13 protein-coding genes are annotated in these 18177 nt (G+C 59.6%); 9 read left to right on the top strand and 4 right to left on the bottom strand.

The genetic code is table 11. From position 1 onward, the window contains the following. Window positions 1-30: 30 nt before the first annotated feature. The 5 genes from nqrE to ACQK2L_RS18190 all read left to right on the top strand — a co-directional run bounded on the left by nqrE (window position 31) and on the right by ACQK2L_RS18190 (window position 5479). Window positions 31-651: an NADH:ubiquinone reductase (Na(+)-transporting) subunit E gene (nqrE, locus tag ACQK2L_RS18210; RefSeq protein WP_425398464.1), complete on the top strand. Its 621-nt coding sequence runs from the start codon at window positions 31-33 to the stop codon at window positions 649-651. A 92-nt stretch (window positions 652-743) separates the two neighbouring features. Beyond that, window positions 744-1970: an NADH:ubiquinone reductase (Na(+)-transporting) subunit F gene (gene nqrF / locus ACQK2L_RS18205; protein WP_425398463.1), complete on the top strand. Its 1227-nt coding sequence runs from the start codon at window positions 744-746 to the stop codon at window positions 1968-1970. Between the two features lie 30 nt (window positions 1971-2000). After that, complete coding sequence (locus ACQK2L_RS18200) at window positions 2001-3356, top strand: FAD:protein FMN transferase (protein ID WP_425398462.1); 1356 nt, start codon at window positions 2001-2003, stop codon at window positions 3354-3356. Between the two features lie 496 nt (window positions 3357-3852). After that, window positions 3853-4716: a GGDEF domain-containing protein gene (locus ACQK2L_RS18195; protein WP_425398461.1), complete on the top strand. Its 864-nt coding sequence runs from the start codon at window positions 3853-3855 to the stop codon at window positions 4714-4716. A 43-nt stretch (window positions 4717-4759) separates the two neighbouring features. Next, on the top strand, window positions 4760-5479 hold the full coding sequence (locus ACQK2L_RS18190) for a 3-keto-disaccharide hydrolase (protein ID WP_425398460.1): 720 nt from the start codon (window positions 4760-4762) through the stop codon (window positions 5477-5479). A gap of 23 nt (window positions 5480-5502) precedes the next feature. Here ACQK2L_RS18190 and ACQK2L_RS18185 read toward each other — a convergent pair whose 3' ends face one another. The 3 genes from ACQK2L_RS18185 to ACQK2L_RS18175 all read right to left on the bottom strand — a co-directional run bounded on the left by ACQK2L_RS18185 (window position 5503) and on the right by ACQK2L_RS18175 (window position 9145). Beyond that, window positions 5503-5979, bottom strand: coding sequence for a hypothetical protein (locus tag ACQK2L_RS18185; protein WP_425398459.1), 477 nt, complete (start codon window positions 5977-5979; stop codon window positions 5503-5505). 19 nt (window positions 5980-5998) lie between these two features. Further along, window positions 5999-6547 (bottom strand): hypothetical protein, encoded by a 549-nt coding sequence (locus ACQK2L_RS18180; RefSeq protein WP_425398458.1) that lies wholly within the window; start codon window positions 6545-6547, stop codon window positions 5999-6001. A 291-nt stretch (window positions 6548-6838) separates the two neighbouring features. Then, a complete protein-coding gene (locus ACQK2L_RS18175; protein WP_425398457.1) occupies window positions 6839-9145 on the bottom strand; it encodes a hypothetical protein in 2307 nt (768 codons plus the stop codon). 905 nt (window positions 9146-10050) lie between these two features. On the opposite strand from ACQK2L_RS18175, the gene ACQK2L_RS18170 reads away from it, so the two are divergent. The 3 genes from ACQK2L_RS18170 (at window position 10051) to ACQK2L_RS18160 (ending at window position 12422) form a co-directional block, all read left to right on the top strand. Further along, on the top strand, window positions 10051-10392 hold the full coding sequence (locus tag ACQK2L_RS18170; protein WP_425398456.1) for a hypothetical protein: 342 nt from the start codon (window positions 10051-10053) through the stop codon (window positions 10390-10392). A 128-nt stretch (window positions 10393-10520) separates the two neighbouring features. Continuing rightward, entirely contained in the window at window positions 10521-11288 is a 768-nt protein-coding gene (locus ACQK2L_RS18165) for a hypothetical protein (protein ID WP_425398455.1), read from the top strand. Window positions 11289-11381: 93 nt separating this feature from the next. Beyond that, complete coding sequence (locus ACQK2L_RS18160) at window positions 11382-12422, top strand: dockerin type I domain-containing protein (protein WP_425398454.1); 1041 nt, start codon at window positions 11382-11384, stop codon at window positions 12420-12422. Between the two features lie 54 nt (window positions 12423-12476). On the opposite strand, the gene ACQK2L_RS18155 is transcribed toward ACQK2L_RS18160, so the two are convergent. Beyond that, on the bottom strand, window positions 12477-12806 hold the full coding sequence (locus ACQK2L_RS18155; RefSeq protein WP_425398453.1) for an HU family DNA-binding protein: 330 nt from the start codon (window positions 12804-12806) through the stop codon (window positions 12477-12479). A gap of 667 nt (window positions 12807-13473) precedes the next feature. On the opposite strand from ACQK2L_RS18155, the gene ACQK2L_RS18150 reads away from it, so the two are divergent. Beyond that, entirely contained in the window at window positions 13474-18120 is a 4647-nt protein-coding gene (locus ACQK2L_RS18150) for a PQQ-binding-like beta-propeller repeat protein (RefSeq protein ID WP_425398452.1), read from the top strand. Window positions 18121-18177 lie beyond the last annotated feature (57 nt).

Here is an 18177-nt window from a genome sequence, read left to right as displayed (position 1 = left end):
CACAGGGTTAATTCGAACCAGGACAATTCGATGCATTACGTCAACATCATCCTGAACGCCATGTTCATTGAGAACTTGGCCTTGGCGTTCTTCCTCGGCATGTGCACGTTTTTGGCGGTGTCGAAGAGCGTAAAGAACGCTTTTGGATTAGGCATCGCAGTAGTTGTGATCCTCGGGATCACCGTGCCGATGAACAACCTGATCTACACGCAACTCTTGAAGAAGGGTGCGCTCGGCAGGTGGTTCGGAGAGAACCTGTCCGACATCAATCTCGAGTTTCTAGGGCTCATCTGCTACATCGGCACGATTGCCGCGATGGTTCAGATCCTGGAAATGACGCTCGACCGCTTCTTCCCGGCGCTTTACAACACGCTGGGAATTTTCCTGCCGCTGATTACCGTGAACTGCGCCATCTTGGGCGGTTCGCTGTTCATGGTCGAACGAAGTTACAACTTCACCGAGAGTCTTGCGTATGGCTTCGGAGCCGGCCTTGGCTGGGCTTTGGCCATTGTTGCATTGGCCGGCATTCGCGAGAAGCTAAAATACAGTGATGTACCGCACGGCCTGCGGGGCCTTGGCATCACGTTCATTACCGTTGGGCTGATGGCACTGGCCTTCATGGCCTTCGGTGGCATCGACCTGCCAGAATAGCCTGCCGTAAAGCGGAAGCAATTCCGCTGCGAGACGAGAAGACTTAACCAACACCAACGGAATAAATTCCGTTCTACAAAGAGGTATCCGCCATGGATCCTATGACCATCGTTTACGGCGTCGCCATGTTCACCGGTGTGGTGCTGGTATTGGTGCTGCTGATTCTCTTCGCCAAAAGCCAGCTGGTGGCCTCGGGCAACGTGGAGATTGTGATCAACGAGCAGAAAACCATCCAGGTTCCGGCCGGTGGCAAGCTGTTGGGCGCGCTCGCTAACGAAGGCATCTTTGTCTCCAGCGCCTGCGGTGGCGGTGGCACCTGTGCCCAGTGCGAAGTGAAGGTGCTCGAAGGGGGCGGCGAGATCCTGCCCACCGAGGCGACGCACATCACCAAGAAAGAAGCCCGCGAAGGCTGCCGACTATCGTGCCAGGTGGCCGTGAAGCAGGACATGAAAGTCGAGGTCCCGCCCGAGGCGTTCGACACCAAGAAGTGGGAGTGCGAGGTCATCTCGAACCACAACGTGGCAACCTTCATCAAGGAGTTCAAGCTCAAACTGCCCGAGGGCGAGCAGGTGAACTTCAAGCCGGGCGGTTATATCCAGATCGAGTGCCCGCCGCACGAGGTGAATTACAAGGACTTCGACATCGAAGAGCGGTTCCGCGAAGACTGGGACAAGTACAACGTCTGGCAGTACGTCTCGAAGGTCGACGAGGAAGTGGTGCGAGCCTACTCGATGGCCAACTACCCAGGCGAGAAGGGCATCATCATGCTCAACGTCCGCGTCGCCAGCCCACCGCCGCGGTTGCCGAACGTGCCGCCCGGAAAGATGTCGTCGTACATCTTCTCCAAGAAACCCGGCGACAAGGTCACGATCAGCGGCCCTTACGGCGAGTTCTTCATCAAGGACACCGACGCCGAGATGGTCTACATCGGCGGCGGTGCCGGCATGGCTCCGCTGCGAAGTCACATCTTCGAATTGTTCAAGGAACGCAAGACCAACCGCAAAGTCTCCTACTGGTACGGTGGCCGTAGCAGCCGCGAGTTGTTCTATGTCGATCACTTCCGCGAGATCGAGAAGAACTTCCCCAACTTCAAGTTCAATATCGCGTTGAGCGAACCGCTGCCCGAGGACAACTGGGACGGCTACACTGGCTTCATTCACCAGGTGCTGTTGGACAACTATCTGAGCACGCACCCGGCCCCCGAAGACATCGAGTACTACATTTGTGGCCCTCCCATGATGAACGCGGCCGTGTTCAAAATGCTGGACGATCTGGGCGTCGAAAAGGAAAACATCGCCTTCGACGACTTCGGCGGATAGCATTGGTAAATAACCAATGCCAAATTCCCAATGACCAATGTCATGCCGAGTCTTGCTGCAAACTTGCGCTTGCTGACACTGCTGCGTATCGGCAGCCTCTGCGCCGTGGCAGTACTCACCTTCGCTGGTACGTCGCATGCGGACTATGCGGTAGGCGAAGCGAAGCTCTCTGGTCGCACCATGGGTACGACCTGGCACGCGACCGTCGATTACAACGCTCACGATGTGTCAGAAGGCATGGTGCAGGGCTTCATCGACGAGCGGCTGGTCGAAATCAACAAGCGGATGTCGACGTACGATCCAGAGTCGGAGCTCTCACGTTTCAACAGTTCGGAGTCTACCGACTGGTTCACCGTGAGCGAAGAAACGGCGAAGGTCGTAGCCTCGGCGCTCGATACGGCGAAGCGAACCGATGGGCAGTTTGATCCCACCGTTGGCCCTCTGGTGAACCTGTGGGGATTTGGTCCGGATGGTCGTCGCAAAGAACCTCCGTCCGAGGACGATATTGCAGCCGCCAAAGCGAGGATGGGATACGCGAAGGTGGAGGCGAGGCTCGATCCGCCGGCCCTGCGCAAGTCGCAGGCAGACGTGTATCTCGACCTCTCAGCCATCGCCAAGGGCTACGCCGCGGACGCGGTGGCTGAGATGCTGTACGATGCAGCCCAATCGAACTACGTCATGGTCGAAATTGGGGGCGAGATTCGTACGCTTGGAGTCAAGACGTCGGGCGATCCGTGGCGGATCGGCATCGAACGACCCAACTCCAACGCCCGCATGATCAGCCACGTCGTCGAGATCACCAATGGCGACGCCATCGCCACGTCGGGCGACTATCGGAACTACTTCAAGACCAAAGGGCAGCGGTATTCGCACACCATCGACCCCGCGACCAGCCGCCCGGTGACGCACAATCTGGCCACGGTGTCGGTTCGCTGCCCCACGTGCATGGAAGCCGACGCCTTGGCCACCGCGCTGTCCGTGATGGGCCCCGAGAAGGGCTACGCCTGGGCTACCGACCACAACATCGCGGCCATTTTTGTCGAGCGAACCGAGCAGGGATTCCGCGAGCAAGTGACTCCCGCTTGGAAGAAGCTCGACACGTCGTTCGAACCCCAAGCCGCTCCCAAGTCACCCACCACCACCGCCCAAGAACCAGAGAAAGGCAACATGCTCACGTATTTGGTAATCACTATCGTCGTCTTCGTGCTCGCGATCACCGGCATGGCGATCGGGGTGATTGTGAGCAACCGCCGTATCAAAGGCACCTGCGGCGGCATCTCCAACCTGCAGGGCAGCGACGGAAAGACCGCCTGCGAGCTGTGCAGCAATCCCTCGCCCACCTGCACCGGCAATCCAGAGCAACGCGAGCCGGTGGAAGCTTCCTAGAGCGCACTACAGGTAGATGTAGCGTGTAATGTTCGCGCTCCGTGGGCGAGGTTGCGTCGGGAGCGGCTCAACGCACAGCACCGACAGAATCGATCCATTCCGATCGACCGCTCGCACATCGCGGCATGCTGAAATTCTTCCACGGGGCGCAACGAGTTGGTAAGTGTGGATTCGGCTGTGTCACTCGACGAGCGACGGCATCTAGGATGCTGGTTCTTTGGCTCAGAAACGGAAAACACCTCGTCTCACCAAGTTCGGTTAGTGGCAAAGTCCTCAGCCGACCGCACTCTGAATGGAATCCTGCGGTAAACTGTAGGAGAAGCGCGAAGATTGGACTGGCGTCGGCTGGGAAATATTTTTGAGTGATTGCGACTGAATCCGTGGCAAGCTGTCTATCGGCGGGCCTGTCGATTATCCAGTTGGAATATTCCGCATATTCACCCCACTCCTCAAATTCAAGCGAATTACCCCACAACTTTAAACCACCCCGTCTTCAATGTTGCCCTCCTTGCCCGGTGAAACCGCCCTCGCGTTGCTAGACGACGTGAGCGACGCATGCGCGGTGTTCGCGCACGATTCGGGCGAATGCGTGTGGCAGAACGCCGCTTGGGGGAACCTGGTCGAGTCGCTACAACAACTGGCGTCGCTGCTGAGAGACGACTCGCAAGTCCTTTTGCATCAACAGCTTAAGGAGATCGTCAAAGGGCTCTCGAACGTTCCAGTCCGCCATTCGCTGCGATGGGGAAAGGGCGACGAGGACGTGTTCGAGACCCCCTTGGTGCTTCACCCCTACGAAGCGGAAGGGCAGCGGCTGGTGGCCGTGCTGGCCATGGCACCGCGACCCATGGTTTCGCTTCCAGGCATGCAGGACGAGAGCCATCAGCGGGATCCGCTCACCGGACTCCCCGGCCGGGGGGCCATCCAGGCCCGCCTGCGGCAATTCTCGCAGTCGCCGAGTTCGGCTTCGCCTTTCGCCCTATTATTTCTGGACCTCGATGGCTTCAAACAGGTAAACGACCAGTGGGGGCACCCCGCTGGCGACCGGGTGCTGGCCGAGGTGGCTGCTAGGCTGGCTGGGGCGATTCGCGAACGCGACCTGATCGCCCGTTATGGGGGGGACGAGTTCGTGGTGCTGGTCAACGGCATTGAGCATCGCGACGAGCTGCAGCCGGTGCTCCAACGCCTCCGCCGGGCGGCCGCCGAGGTGATTCAGCACGAAGGGGACCAACTCCAGGTTTCCGCCAGCATCGGGGCGGCGCTGTCGAGCGAAGGTTGGGCTTCTATGGCCGACCTTATTAACGCGGCGGATCGGCGCATGTATGCTGAGAAGCAACACGCCGGCGAAGTTACCTCTGAGTGACGAGCTTTGGCGCTCCCACCTATCTAACCGCCACGGGTATACCATGCTCTCGACTTATAGCTACCCGCGCGCTGTACGGCTCGCGATCCTTGCCTCGCTATGCTTTGCATCCTCGACGTGGGGCGCGGAATCCGCCACCACCAGCGAGTTTGAATCGCTGTTCGACGGCGAGTCGCTCAAAGGCTGGACCACGGCCGATGGCAAACCTGTGACCAAAGGTTGGCAGGTCGTAGACGGCATGCTGGTTCGCAACGCTAGAGGGGGCAGCATCTACACCGAGAAGGAGTACGGCGATTTTGAACTCCGCTTCGAGTGGAAGATCGCACGCCGCGGCAACAGCGGCATCAAGTATCGCATGGCGCACTATGACAAAGGTGTGTACGGTCGGCCCGGGTGGCTGGGGTACGAGTACCAGATCTGGGACGACGCTCGCGAAACGTCCGACGACACCAGCGCGGCATCCATCTACTTGCTCCAGGCGCCAGCGAAGGACAAGAAAGTAAAACCGGCCGGCGAGTTCAATACCGCTCGCATTGTGGCCGTCGGCACGCACTTAGAGCACTGGCTGAACGGCGAGAAAGTGCTCGACGTGGAGACCGACACCGACGATTGGTTGAAGCGGATCGAGAAGACGAAGTTCGGCCCCATCGAAGACATCTTCCAGAACCCCAAAGGCCGGATCATGATCCAAGATCACGGCAACAAAGTGTGGTTTCGCAACATCGAGATCCGCCAGATAGAAAATGGCGGAGAGAGCGAGTAACGACTCGCGATGACTTCGCAGCATCAACTCGCGTTGGTCTCGACGAACTTCTTTAATCCGCCGGCGAATATGTCCGTCCAGCCCTGCTGCAATTGCTGGACACCTATCTCGGAGACACGCCCGACGATCGCATCCGTCACTTTCAGCAGGCAGCGATCGTCGCCACTCGCTTCTACGGCGATCTTCATGGTGCTCACCATCGGACCGCCCCAGTCGTGCGCTGTATGCAGAATGAGGTACAGGGTATGCTGCTTGGGCTGGCACATCTGCACGGTGCCCCACAGCAGGCTGTCGGCGCCATCGACTTGCTCAATCAATCCACCTCCCGCCTGGGCGGTGAGCGTTACGACGGACGACTCGCCCAGCACACGCGAATCGGCCGGCCACCAGTCGTTAGTCTGCTCGACCAGCGCGGTCCAGACCCGATCGCAAGCCGAGTCGATGGCGATCTGCAGATCGTATTTGACAACCTGGGCCGCGGAGAATTCGGGGGCGTCCATTCGATGTTCTCCTTGTTTGCTAACGCTGCCACTCGTCGTAAGGTTCGTCAAAGGGCTCGTCGCGTGGGCCATCTTGCGACCAATCCGAAACGTTGCCTAGCAGGTCTTGGCGTCGGCGGCGGTAACGGCGCTGCGCTTTGTTGTAAGCGTCGGCCTTGCTGAATGCATGAATGCTGGCGCCGACTCCGAAGACGATGAACAGCACACCAAACAACGGAAAGACGAACCCAATGCCGCCCGGCGCGCCGCCGGCGATGCCGGCAGCCATGATGGTCCAGAACACGCCGAAGCCTGCCAGCATCAGTCCGCCGAAGGCGCTCCCCGCCTTGGTAGGCATGCGCCGCACTCCGTACTTGTTGGCAACCATGTAGTTTTCGCGCTCCAACTCCCACTCGCGATCGAGTTGGGTCACGGCGTTTTGCATCTGGATCTCTTCCAAGTGCGACGACGATTGGTAGTCGGTATCGCCATGCAACACGCGCTGCTTGGCGAGTTCGAACTCCTCGTGCGAGAGCGCGCCGCTACGGCGTAGCTCGTCGAGTCGTTGAATTTCATTGGATAAGCTCATTGCTCTGCGGGGCGGAACGTGCGTGCGGTGAGGGTGCTGGAAGTACACCTTACCGCTAAGTTCGCTGGATAGCGAGCGTTCTTGGACTGTTTAGCCGCGCGATGTTCCCTGTCCGACATATGATTAGCCCCGCAAGACCTCGCGACGTTTCCGCTTGCACGCTAGATTTGCGTCGCGAGATGCCTCCGCGTTCAACCAGCGGACCACGATTGATTCCTTCGCTGTGGGACGTGGAACCTTGGCCAAATCTACCGACTGCTTGTGAAAACAAGCAAGAGTGCCAACTTCTGGCTATGCCACACGACTCCTGCACTTCCAGCCCGCGAGCAAAAGGCCCAAAAGAAGCACGATGGAACGAGGTTCTGGAACACCGGTGTAGACAACGTTCGACAGCATGATACCGGTGTCGCCATAGGTAAGCAGAGCAGAACCACCTCTGAATCTGACCTGATCGAACACGCCGTGCACTTCGGAGGCAGCGAAGAAGTCGAAACGGTCCACCAACTGAGGCTCGAAGCCGGGCAATACGACGATTTCGAGCGTGCCACCAAGTGTCGCAATCCCGGCAACCTCAATGAGGTCGTAATCGACACCCGCGACACCACGTCCCAACTCGATTCGCAGTATGCTTGTAGCTAATTGCATGAAATCTCCCTCAAACGACAGCTTGCCAGGCGAATTGCCGGGAGAAATGACTCCGTCGACCACGGTGTCGCCACGAATGGTCCCGTTGCCCGAGAGCGTCCCAAACTCGCCTAGTTCGAGCGTCTCGACTTGAAGGTGACCATCGTCCAGCCGGATATGGGCGTTGAGATCGGCGCTGAGCCTCCCAGTCGTTACGTCGCCAGCGTTTTGCACGATCAGCAACGAATTCTCCCGCAACGCGATTTCCCCGTGGAATCCAGAGAGCGTCGGCGCACCTGATACCCACGAGGCGTTGTCCACTGTGACCGTCGTTGGTTCGCCTTCGCCAAAAGTACGAGCAACTCTAGCAGCGCCACGGGTCACGACCTCTGCACCATTCTGCACGGACAAACTGGCGTGCCCCGCTGCGCCAATACTGACTGGAAAGAGCGAGTCGACGTGCAGTTTCGAGCCGGGGCCGCTGACGAGGATAGTACCGTCGGCCGAGGGCCAACGAGCCATGGTTAGGGACCGTGCTTCTACGAAGCCGCCATCGGTAATGGACAGGGATGCCCTCCCATGGTCGCCTACAACAAGTTCACCGGCGATGATGGTCGAGCCACCCCCCTCTACCTCGACCTTCCCCTCCGCCATTTCCGAGGCAAACTTGGTTCCGCCTATGGCAAGAAGCGATACCGGAGAGATGTCAAACGACGCTCCACCAACTCTTGCACCGTTGCTTACTTTCAGCGTACCACGCCCTGCGGCGCCGACCTCCAAGTCGCCGTCGACCGTCAATCGAGAATCAAGTCCGTCCACAAGCACGTCGCCAACGGACCCCGGGCTTTCGGCGATGATTGTATCGGGGTCCAAACCAAACCGCATGCTAAACTCGGATCCATCGAGTATGGATAGCCTACCCATACCCTCCCCGCCGACAACTACGGGCTTCAGGTGGTACTCCACCTCCCACCTTGCGGTACTGCCGGAAAGGGTCACTTCGCCTTTGGAGCCTTGTCGCTCGGCAATGACCAGTGGGTCTCTGAGTGTCGCGCCTTCTCCTACAAACAGTTCTGCAGAGCCTCTTCGCCCCACGATGAACCGAAATGCACTCACTGTACCGTCTTCAAAGGCCATACTTTGATGCTCCCCCTGGCTGTCGCCAAGCACGATTTCTGAACCCACGGAGAGACTGTGGCCACCAAGATCGAAGCGAAGCTCGCGATCGCCTAAGAAACCAATCTCTCTCACCACAGCCTGCCTGGTCAGGGTGATTTGTTCGGCTGCTCCGCCTCCCTGTGCGAGTGAGAACATTGCTCTATCAAACACGCTTGGCACTTTGCCCTTTGACCATGCACCAGCGTTGTCGAACTGCCCGCTGCCTCCGACCCACACAAAGTCGTCGTCGGCTATGTCGCTGGACAGGTCCGTTAGGAATCCAAATTCAGCGTTGAGATCGAACAAGACGCGGGTGTTGCCCAGGTACGCTCGAAAGAGAGGTCCGCCCAGGTGTGGCCAAGTGGTCAAGTCGGCGGGCAGTGCATTGCTTGTCAGTGTCGTGTTCTGACCATCAATGCCTTCGAATACGAGCGCAGCGTCTATCTCTACTCCTGCCCCGGACTTCGTGATTGCGTCCATGCGAACGTCATCCCAACTGAACGACACGGAGGCAAAACCATCGCGGACTGCAATGTAAGGAAGCTCGCTGGATTCTCCGGAGATGTACTGCACGCCATTCCAAACAAAGGAGAACGCATCTAGTGGGTAGGCAACGGTGCGATAGGTGTTGGTGGTCACAAGAACCTGACTACCAGCAGGAGGGATTTCGTACGTAGCGAATCCCAGTACGTCTGCGTTGTGGAGGCGAAAGTAGTAGCTGATGAGTTCGGCGGATGCCGAATTCGACATCAGCGTTATCGACGCAGAAACGACGAACACCAAGCTGTGGATCAGAGGGATGTTTGGTTTTGACATTGCTAGTTCGCATTTCTGTTGTTGGCAATACAGCACGCCCCAACGCAGTGAGAAGGCTCGAACCGCCAGCCCCCCGCCGGTGCAACCACCGTTCACACAGGGAAGAGACCGCAGCGCACCGAGATGGCGGGTGTCCGGAGACCACGAGCCTTGACAAGTGCTTAGTAAGAATGACCTATAAGGAGACTCGCTTAGCCGAAGCTAAGAGAACTCATCAAGGCGGAGAAACGCCAAGAGTCGAAAGGTGGCGAACTGAACATCGGAGTGAAAGTCCAGAGGAGTGGCTATGTCGAGCGGTATTGTCAAGATTGTAAGATTCTCTGTCAATCACTTTTGACGCAATCTTCCACTTTCCTGAATGCTGAGCATCCTGCGTGCTAGCTTCGTCGAACGTTCACGGCGACTTGTACGGACCCTTGGGTGCGATCTAGGGGTCCTATCGCTCGATCGGTTTTAGTGCGTTTCTTCGCTGGTGCTGGTTGGAATCTTACACTCGTTAGGGGAAAATGCGGGGTGCGGAGTGTTCTACGTTCTCGTCATTGAGTAGGGCGTGGAAGTACGCTCCAGGCGCTTCCGGCTCCCCGGGGTTTTGTCGCGGTGGATCGATTTGTCGCGGCGTGGTGGTGATGCTGGCGCTCGTTTGCGGAGCAAACGGCCACTATTGGGGTTTTGTCGCAGGGGTTGTGATTTTGGAGCGACGCAAGCCTGCGACTAAACCTAAACGGGCTTCGTAAGGCGTTTGGAATCAACGACTTAGGGTTTTGTCGCAGGGAGTTATGTCGCAGGGGTTTTGTCGCAGAACTGCGGCAAAACTCTGCGGATTGGCTGAGTACCCCCTTCAGGCGGGGTGAAGGACGTTAGCAGATCGGGGCCGATAACGTCGCCCCTCAACCGAAGTGACTTTTATGAATCGCCACCATGATCCGACGAGTTCGCTCTCTCCAGAGGGCATGCAGCTGTTCTTGGCGGGCCTTTCCGGGCTTCCTGAGGAGGAAGTGCGTAAAGCGAAGTCGCTTTACATCCGCAACGCCATCTCCGAATACAAGGCAATGGAGGCCTCGCTGCAGGCGTTTGGGTGTGTTCAGGCGTTGTTTGCCGTGATTCCGCTGTTCTGGCCATTCATCTACGCGCAGCGGAAGATGGTCGCCGCCCAGCGGACCTTGTTCCGCGAGCGAATCCACAACGCCTTGGACGTATGGCGGGACGATCTGCGGGGCGAGTCATTCGATTTGCCCCACGATTTCTAGCGTTTTTCGAAGCAGCGAAGAGAATCTTCCAGAAATTGCTGCCCGATGCTTGGGGTGGCTCCGCTTGGAAGGGTGAGACGGCCAAATCGGCCTGAATGCCCACCCCAACCATTACGCGGAACGAAACGATGACACGCACATTCGCCATGCTTACGGCCGTTGCCATGCTTCCCGGGCTGACCGCTTGGGGACAGATTGCCGACTACAACAGCTCGCCCTACGGACCAGCGGCCACGCACACTTCGGCCAGCTATCCGATCGGCCCGCCCAATGCCATCCAGCACCACGCTTCGACGCTGCAGGAAGGGGTGCTACGCGGCACCGCTTCGGTGATGCAGGCCTACTACAACGGGCAGATATCGCACGCTCAGGCCCGCATCCTGCTGGCCGAAGCTCGCGCTCGGGAGATCCAGTTGCGAGTCACCAACATGGAGGCCGCCCAAGCGCGGCGGCAATTGGTAGCGGCCGAGCGGCAGGAGCAGCGGCGGATGAAGATGGAAAACCAACTGCTGGCAAGCCAGCTGCAAGTGGCCAAGCTGCCGGAGCGGCATGCCGAATATCGCCTGTCGCCAATGCAGCTCAATCGCTCGACCGGCGAGATCGCCTGGCCCGCCGCGCTGCAGCACGAGAGCTTTGCGGCCGATACTTATGTATTGGAGAAGCTTTTTATCGAGCTAGCAGAGACGGGCGCGTCGGATACCGGTTATATTGCTGATCGGATCGAAGAGGCCTGCGAGCGACTCGCCGGCAACCTGCGGCAAGTACGTTCGAATCTGGAGCTCGATGCTGAGCAATACCAGCACTACATGGGTTGCCATCGTTTCGTGCTGGGTCTGAAGTACGAAGCGAAAGCTGCCGCCTTGGGCGGATCGATGTATGCACTTGCGTCGCAATGAACTACCATTCGCGGCCCAAACCTCCCGACGCCGTACGGTGTCGGGCGAGCACCGTAATCAACCGAAACCACGGATCGCAGGGCCGCGAGAAGTATGAACCAGAGAAGTTCGACCAACCTGCCCACGATGTGGGCAGGTTGTTGTTTGTTGTGTCTGGCGGGTTGGACCTCCGTGCCGGTGGCAGCCGCGCCGATTCCGCTGGCGGAGTACTTCGCCGGCAACTCGTCCGTGGCGTGGTCGCCTTCGCTGTGGGGATGGTACGACCCTTCGTACTTGGAACCACCTCAGCCGATCGACGGATACGTTTCGAGTGTCACCGGCTCAGCAGGCGGAGGAGTGACCGCGTGGCAAATCCACAACCCGGGCATCACGGGCATCGAGCCGCACTACTTCTTCTTCCTGCCTGCCAGCTACACCGAGCAAGCACGCGCCAACGGTTGGAACCTGCAAGCCACGGCCCAGTTGGTGGAGATGGGGCAGGGCATGGCCAGCCAAGGCCTGGCGGTTACGTTCGAAAGCCGCTACTACGAGGTAGCCATCGATAAGAACGGAAGCACGCTGGTAGCCTCGATCCGCACCGGACTCGATGCGACCACCGACTTTAACCTACCAGCGTCGGCAACCGGCTATCACGACTACGAGTTGCGCATGGCGCCTGGCACGCAGACGGTTTCGTTCCTGTTCGACAACCAACTGGTGCACTCGTGGACCGGCGTACCCGAAGCCCCGACTCACCCGAACAAGTTCGAGTTTGGCTCCATCACCGACCGGGGCGAAGGGAGTATGAACTTTCGTGAAGCGTACTCCTCCATACTCGACACCGCGCCGAATCCCACGGAGTTAGGCGACTACAACGGTGACGGCCGTGTGAACCTGGCAGACTACACACTATGGCGCAACTCGCTGGGCAGCACCTCGCAGTTAGCGGCCGACGGCAACGGCAACCAACGCATCGACTCGGGCGACTACACGGTTTGGAAAAGCAACTTGGGACAAGTCGTAGCAAGCAGTGCGGTCGGCGAAGCGGCGATCCCCGAACCGGCCGCGGGAACGCTGGTGGTGCTGGCGCTGGTAGCTTGCGTATGGAAAGCAAAAAGGGCCGGAATGCCAAACCTGGCAAACCGGCCCTTTTGATAACCGCGCCTTGCTGGGTCACTCAGTAGCTGAGTTACACCAAAGGATGGTCGACTAACCAACCATGTCCTTCAGTCGCTTGAGCGGACGAATCTTCACGACGTTCTTCGCCGGCTTGGCGGCAACGTCCATGGTCTCGCCTGGACGGAAGGGGTTGGGAACATTCTTGCGAGCAGGCTTGGCAGGCTTGTGTTGCACAACAATCTTGCACAGCCCGTGGAGAGTGAAAGTCTTGGGGGCGCTACGGCCAACCAGGGACTTTTCAATCTCTTCGCTAAGAGCCTCAAACACGGCAGCGACTTGACGCTTGGTCAGATCGGTCTTCTCGGCAATGTTCGCGAAGACTTCCGTCTTTGTTGGCGGCTTGGGAGCGGCTTTCGCCATGGGTCTTGTTCCTCCGGAAAAAAGTCTGAAATACAGGGCTGGAAGGGTCGAGTAGGATCGTCCTCCGTTAACGAACGTGCTGATTAGAGCGCTGGTGGGGGAAAAATACAAGTGCGGAATGGACCAAAAACCTCGACAAAATAAGGGTCTTGCAGCGTTCCGCCTCGTTCCCACCTCGTCAAATCGCACGAACGACGGCCAGTTTCCGACGCGCCAATGCACCGGGAAACCTGAAACTCACCCCTCCCGCAGAGGGGATGGCTGACCTCGCTGGGAGCGGAGGCCTGCTACAGAATCTAGGTTGCAAATCACTGGGATCAAACGACTTGGGGAAAATATTCCGGATTTCCTCTGAGCCCCTTCCACGGCAAAACACGCTCCCCAGCTCCAACTGGAGCTGCAGGTAGGCCTTCCTGGTTTGGGGAACTAGGTGCTTCCGCAATTCAGCGGGCATGCGGGGAAACCGCTTGTGGAAAAATAGCGAGATTACTAAGCTCGGCCCCGGGTCAAACGGCCCAAACGTGCGCAGGATCGGTCCGCCAGGTTGTAACCAGGGTTCAACTTGGCGAGCAAGGAAGTCGCCGAATCCTTACTCCGCCGGTATGATGGAGCCGAGGGATGGCAACTGCCTACCTCCACAACCCTCAGGCGAGACGGGGAGTAAAGGATGATTGCCCGCAGCCACCTTTCTGGACATCGCAAAGTCCGCTTGCATCGCCGGCCACCCTTGATCCCGCTATTCACCTTGCATGCTCCCGCCCGCTTGCTGATTACTCGGTGGGCTATCGCTGCGCTGGTGACATGGGGTCTGTCCGCCTGGCAACCGAATTGTTCCGCACAACCGGGATTGCCGCCCGGTGCCGAGCAGGCGCCGGAGGAGGCGAGCGACCTGCATTCGCTGTACTACTCGGCCCATCTGCCAACCGATCGGCGACTGGCGCAGGACTTGGACCAGGCGCGGCAGTTGTTCGAGTCGGGACGGTATAGCGAAGGGCTGCCGTTGGTGGATCGCGTGCTCGAAGCGAAAGAAGACACGTTCGAACTCGCGCACCGCAGAGAGTCCAGCAAAGTTGCCACGAGCTTGAAATCGGCCGCCAAGCAACTCCTAGCCAGCCTGCCCGCCGACGGTGTGGCGGCGTTAGAGTTAGATCAAGGTGTCCGAGCGCAACGCGAACTGTCCACCGCAAGGCAGCTCGGTTCGCTCGCCCAAATCGCGCACGTCGCGCAGCGCTACCCGGTGACCGAAGCGGCCGGCGAAGCGATGCTGCTACTCGCTCAGGCCGAGATGGACGCTGGTCGCTATGCGCTGGCGGCCTCGCTGTACGAAGAGCTACAAACGTGGCCCAAGGCCGCGGCCAAATACGAAGCGTTGCTCGCGGTGCGACTGGTGGTCTGTCACGCGGCTTCCGGAAACCAGGCGTCGTACGAAGAGGCTTCGGCGCGGCTCACCAATCTCCAATCGCCAACCCTCCGCGCCGAAGTGGCGCAGCTAACCGGCAACAGCAACCTCAAGCAGTGGCTCACAAGACTCTCGCAGGCCATCGTGGCGCTGCAGCGATCTCAAGACGACGCCTGGCTGGTAGAGGGTCGCGATCCGGCGCGGAATCCGGTCTACACGGCCGGCGGCGCGCCGCATGTGTGGCCAACCTGGGACGCGCGGACCGTGAAGGAATTCCACGTCGCCCAACGACTCGAGGCTCGCTTGAAGTGGCAACATCGCCGCGGAGTGAGTTGGGGCCTGGTTGCCAGTCCCATCGCAGTGGGCAACTACGTGATTGTTCGTACGCCCAGCAACCTGGTGGCGGTCGACTTCAACACGGGGCGGCGCGTGTGGGAGACGCGGGGCGAGTCGGTTGCCGAGGACACCGGCACCTTCAACTTGCCAATCGGTGGCGAGGGAGACCAAGGCGTCGCCCTGGAGGCATTGGAGCAGCGGCTGTGGGTCGACTCCGTGTACGGCGCGTTGAGTAGCGATGGCGACCGTGTGTACGCCATCCGCAACCTCGAAAGCATCAAACTGCGGAGCAACATGCGGTTCCGACTGCAGCTATTGCGTCGAAACGGCAATGATTACGAAGAGCCGGGCAATACGCTCACTGCGTACGACCTGCGAACCGAGGGCAAGCGCCTGTGGGAGATCAATGGCGAGAGCAACGAGGAGCTTTCGGGCTGCTTCTTCCTGGGGGCTCCGATCGCGGTGGGCGACACGCTGTGCGTGCTGGCCGAGTTCGCCAACTCGATCCACTTACTGCAACTCGATTCGGAGACGGGCAGGCTGCTGTGGAAGCAGCCGCTGGCGAACCTCGAACGAAGTGTCGTGTTCGACATTGGCCGACGACTCGCCGGCGCGACGCCGTCGTACGCGGGCGGGCTGGTGCTTTGTCCCACTGGCGCGGGCAGCGTTGTGGCGGTGGACCCGGTCAAGCGATCTTTGGAATGGGCCTTTCGCTTTGAAGTCGACGAAGACCTCGCAACACGAACCACGTCGGGCTGGCAGCAGCAGTTTGGCGCTTACCAGCCAACGCTGGCGACTCGCTGGCAGCGCAATCGTGTGATCGCCAACGGCGACTCACTGCTGGTGACCGCCCCCGAGTGCAATCAGTTGTACTGCCTGGACACGCAGACGGGAGAGAAGCGTTGGGCGATCGAGCGCGGCGACTACGACTATCTTGCCGGCATCACGCGCAACCACGCGATTGCGGTGGCCGGTGACTATATCAGCCTGATCGACCTGAAGACCGGGAAAACCAACAGCGACTCGCGCATCGACTTGCCAAGCGACCTGACGGTGGCCGGACTGGGAGTGCTGACCGAAGACGCCCTGATGTTGCCACTGTCTGGCAACCAGGTGGGGGTGGTGAATCTGGCGAGCGGCAAGTTCGAACGCGTGCTGGCGCTGCGCGAAGGCGAGTCGGTGGGCAACCTGGTCTATCACCGCGGTGCATTGGTCTCCCAATCGGCGACTTCGCTCACCCGATTCGACCAGATGACTCTCTTGCGAGAGCAACTGGCGCAGAATGAACAGAACGGCGTGTCGAACGCAAACACGTTGCGTATTCAAGGCGAACTCGCCTGGGGCGACGGCGATCTCGACGAAGCGATACGATTGCTGTTGGAAGCCTACCAGATGGATTCCGAAGACTCCTTGGTAAAGATGCGTCTTACCATGGCGCTGGTAACCGGACTCCGCAAAGACTACCCGCGGTATCGAGAGCACAGCGACCTATTGGCATCGCTGTCGACCGACACCCGCCAGCGACTTCAGCTGTATCGATTCAACGTCGAGGGATCGCTGGCGTCGTCCGATCCAGAGGTCGCGTACGAGTACGCTCGCGAGATCTATCTGATCGACCCCGAAGCAATGCTCGATCGCGCCGATGGCCATCGCGTGCAGTCCGAACGGTGGTTCGCCGCGCGGCTGAACCAGATTTGGAACTTGGCCGACGAGCCGCTGCGAAAGACCATCGCGGACGACGTCGACCGGTGGCTGGAAGAGGCTCAGACAGATCACTCCACCAGCGACCTCGCGCGATTGGTACGGTACTTTGGCGGAATCCCCGCCGGCCGGGCGGCAAGTCTGCAGTTGGCCGACGAGTATGTTGTGGCTCAGCGTTTCGCCGAAGCCGAATTGCTACTATTGCAATCCGCTGAAGACTCGCCGGACGTCTCGATGAGCGAAATACACGCCCAAGTTGCCGCTTTGGTGCCGGGGTTGGAGTCGAGCGACGCCTTGGAGCAGCACTACCAATCGCGAAGCACCTGGCCGGATGGGAAGGTAGAAACCGCGGTCGAAACAGGTCGGGTGCCCAGCACGGCCACCCGGACCATCAATCGCAGCATTCGCTCCAGAAATTACGGACGCCTGCTGGTGGAGCCGCGCTCGTGCGGGCTGCCGACCAACGGACCCGTCACCCTGGCGTTGTCGTACGGCAACCAAAACCAACTGTTCGCCTGGAACCAGTTCGGCGAGGTGACGCACGGCATCCAAATGCAGTTCGTCGCGCTACAGAATTCGAACACCAACTCGGAACTCAACTGCGTGCGGTTTGGCCACTTCGCCGTGCTGGGCGCCGGCGACCAGGTAGCGGTGGTCGACCTGCGCCAAGGCGAGTTGGAAGAAGGACCGTTGCTGTGGAGCAGCCCGGCGAGTTCGCGCAGCAACCGCCGCACCCTCCGCGCAGTGCAGATCGGCGGCCGCACGGTCATTCGCTCGGTCCCCACAAAGGGCGATTCCGAAGGACCAACCGGCGAGTTTTGTTCGGGCACGCCGCGGGGAGTGGTGCTTCGCAACGAAGATCAGTTGTGTTGCTACGGCACCGTCGACGGCGAGCTGTTGTGGGAGCGTCGCGACATGCCGACCGACGGGGCAGCATTTGGCGACTCGGAGTTCCTGTTCCTCAAGGCCGACGGCGAGGCCACCGGCGTGGTGCTCTCGATGATCGATGGCTCGACACAGGGAGAGTGGCAGAACCCCGAAGGCAAGACCATCCTCACGCACGGCCGCAGCGTTGTGGTCACTCAGCTTCGCGCCGGCCGCCGCTTGGTTCGCATGGTGGACGTGCTGGACGGAACGGTGCTCGCCGAGCGCAGCTATAGTGGATCCGCCACCCAGCCGGTGGTCTCCGATAATCTGGTGGTGGTGATGGAACCCACTGGCGAACTCGAAGCTGTGGATGCCACGACCGGAAAGGTACAGTTCGCAGTGAAACTCGAGGCCGAACGCCAACTGGAAACGATTCACCTGTTGCCGTCGGACGACACACTGTTCGTGGCCACCAACACGCGCAGTTCAGCCCAACACAACACCTCCGGAAATCAGGCGCTCGATAGTGCTCCCATTATCACAGGGCACGTCTACGCACTCGACGCGGCGACTGGCGAGCCTCGCTGGAGTCGCCCGGCGAGCGTACGGGGGCAGGGATTGTGGCGGATGCAACCCACTGCGTCGCCGGCACTGGTATTCATCAGCCGGCAAGAAACACGGCAGGGCGGCAACCAGGGCGGGAATACGCGGTTGCTGGTGCTGGACAAAAGGACCGGTCGCAGCTTGATCCGCGAAGACGAACTCCGCGACCCCGATACGGCCCCCTGGACCATGCTCATCGATCACGCCGCGGAGCCCACGGTGAGCATCGATTTGAGGCACACCTTGGTCACTTTACGCTTCACCGATGCCCCCAGACCCCCGGAACCCGTGGCCCTGGCGGACGTCGAAGGCGTAACCAAAGGACCCGGTGGTGGTTTATTTGGTATACTAAGGAAGTGGTCTGGAGGATCACTCAGCCCGGAACCCCCCATCGACGACGACGATTGACACGCGTCAAACGCTCCATCCGTCGGCAGTACCACAACCCCAGGCGCAAGTACGGTC

Source organism: Aeoliella sp., assembly GCF_965227375.1.
In the GTDB taxonomy this organism is placed as follows: domain Bacteria; phylum Planctomycetota; class Planctomycetia; order Pirellulales; family Lacipirellulaceae; genus Aeoliella.
Note: the sequence above shows the minus strand (reverse complement) of the source record. Positions and strands in the feature narration are given on the sequence as shown.

What these genes read in the sequence shown, in the direction of transcription:
- ACQK2L_RS18200 (WP_425398462.1), top strand. Translation starts at nt 2,001, where the DNA reads ATGACCAATGTCATGCCGAGTCTTGCTGCAAACTTGCGCTTGCTGACA.
- ACQK2L_RS18155 (WP_425398453.1), bottom strand. Translation starts at nt 12,806, where the DNA reads ATGGCGAAAGCCGCTCCCAAGCCGCCAACAAAGACGGAAGTCTTCGCG.
- nqrF (WP_425398463.1), top strand. Translation starts at nt 744, where the DNA reads ATGGATCCTATGACCATCGTTTACGGCGTCGCCATGTTCACCGGTGTG.
- ACQK2L_RS18190 (WP_425398460.1), top strand. Translation starts at nt 4,760, where the DNA reads ATGCTCTCGACTTATAGCTACCCGCGCGCTGTACGGCTCGCGATCCTT.
- ACQK2L_RS18195 (WP_425398461.1), top strand. Translation starts at nt 3,853, where the DNA reads ATGTTGCCCTCCTTGCCCGGTGAAACCGCCCTCGCGTTGCTAGACGAC.
- ACQK2L_RS18170 (WP_425398456.1), top strand. Translation starts at nt 10,051, where the DNA reads ATGAATCGCCACCATGATCCGACGAGTTCGCTCTCTCCAGAGGGCATG.
- ACQK2L_RS18180 (WP_425398458.1), bottom strand. Translation starts at nt 6,547, where the DNA reads ATGAGCTTATCCAATGAAATTCAACGACTCGACGAGCTACGCCGTAGC.
- ACQK2L_RS18150 (WP_425398452.1), top strand. Translation starts at nt 13,474, where the DNA reads ATGATTGCCCGCAGCCACCTTTCTGGACATCGCAAAGTCCGCTTGCAT.
- nqrE (WP_425398464.1), top strand. Translation starts at nt 31, where the DNA reads ATGCATTACGTCAACATCATCCTGAACGCCATGTTCATTGAGAACTTG.
- ACQK2L_RS18185 (WP_425398459.1), bottom strand. Translation starts at nt 5,979, where the DNA reads ATGGACGCCCCCGAATTCTCCGCGGCCCAGGTTGTCAAATACGATCTG.
- ACQK2L_RS18160 (WP_425398454.1), top strand. Translation starts at nt 11,382, where the DNA reads ATGAACCAGAGAAGTTCGACCAACCTGCCCACGATGTGGGCAGGTTGT.
- ACQK2L_RS18165 (WP_425398455.1), top strand. Translation starts at nt 10,521, where the DNA reads ATGACACGCACATTCGCCATGCTTACGGCCGTTGCCATGCTTCCCGGG.
- ACQK2L_RS18175 (WP_425398457.1), bottom strand. Translation starts at nt 9,145, where the DNA reads ATGTCAAAACCAAACATCCCTCTGATCCACAGCTTGGTGTTCGTCGTT.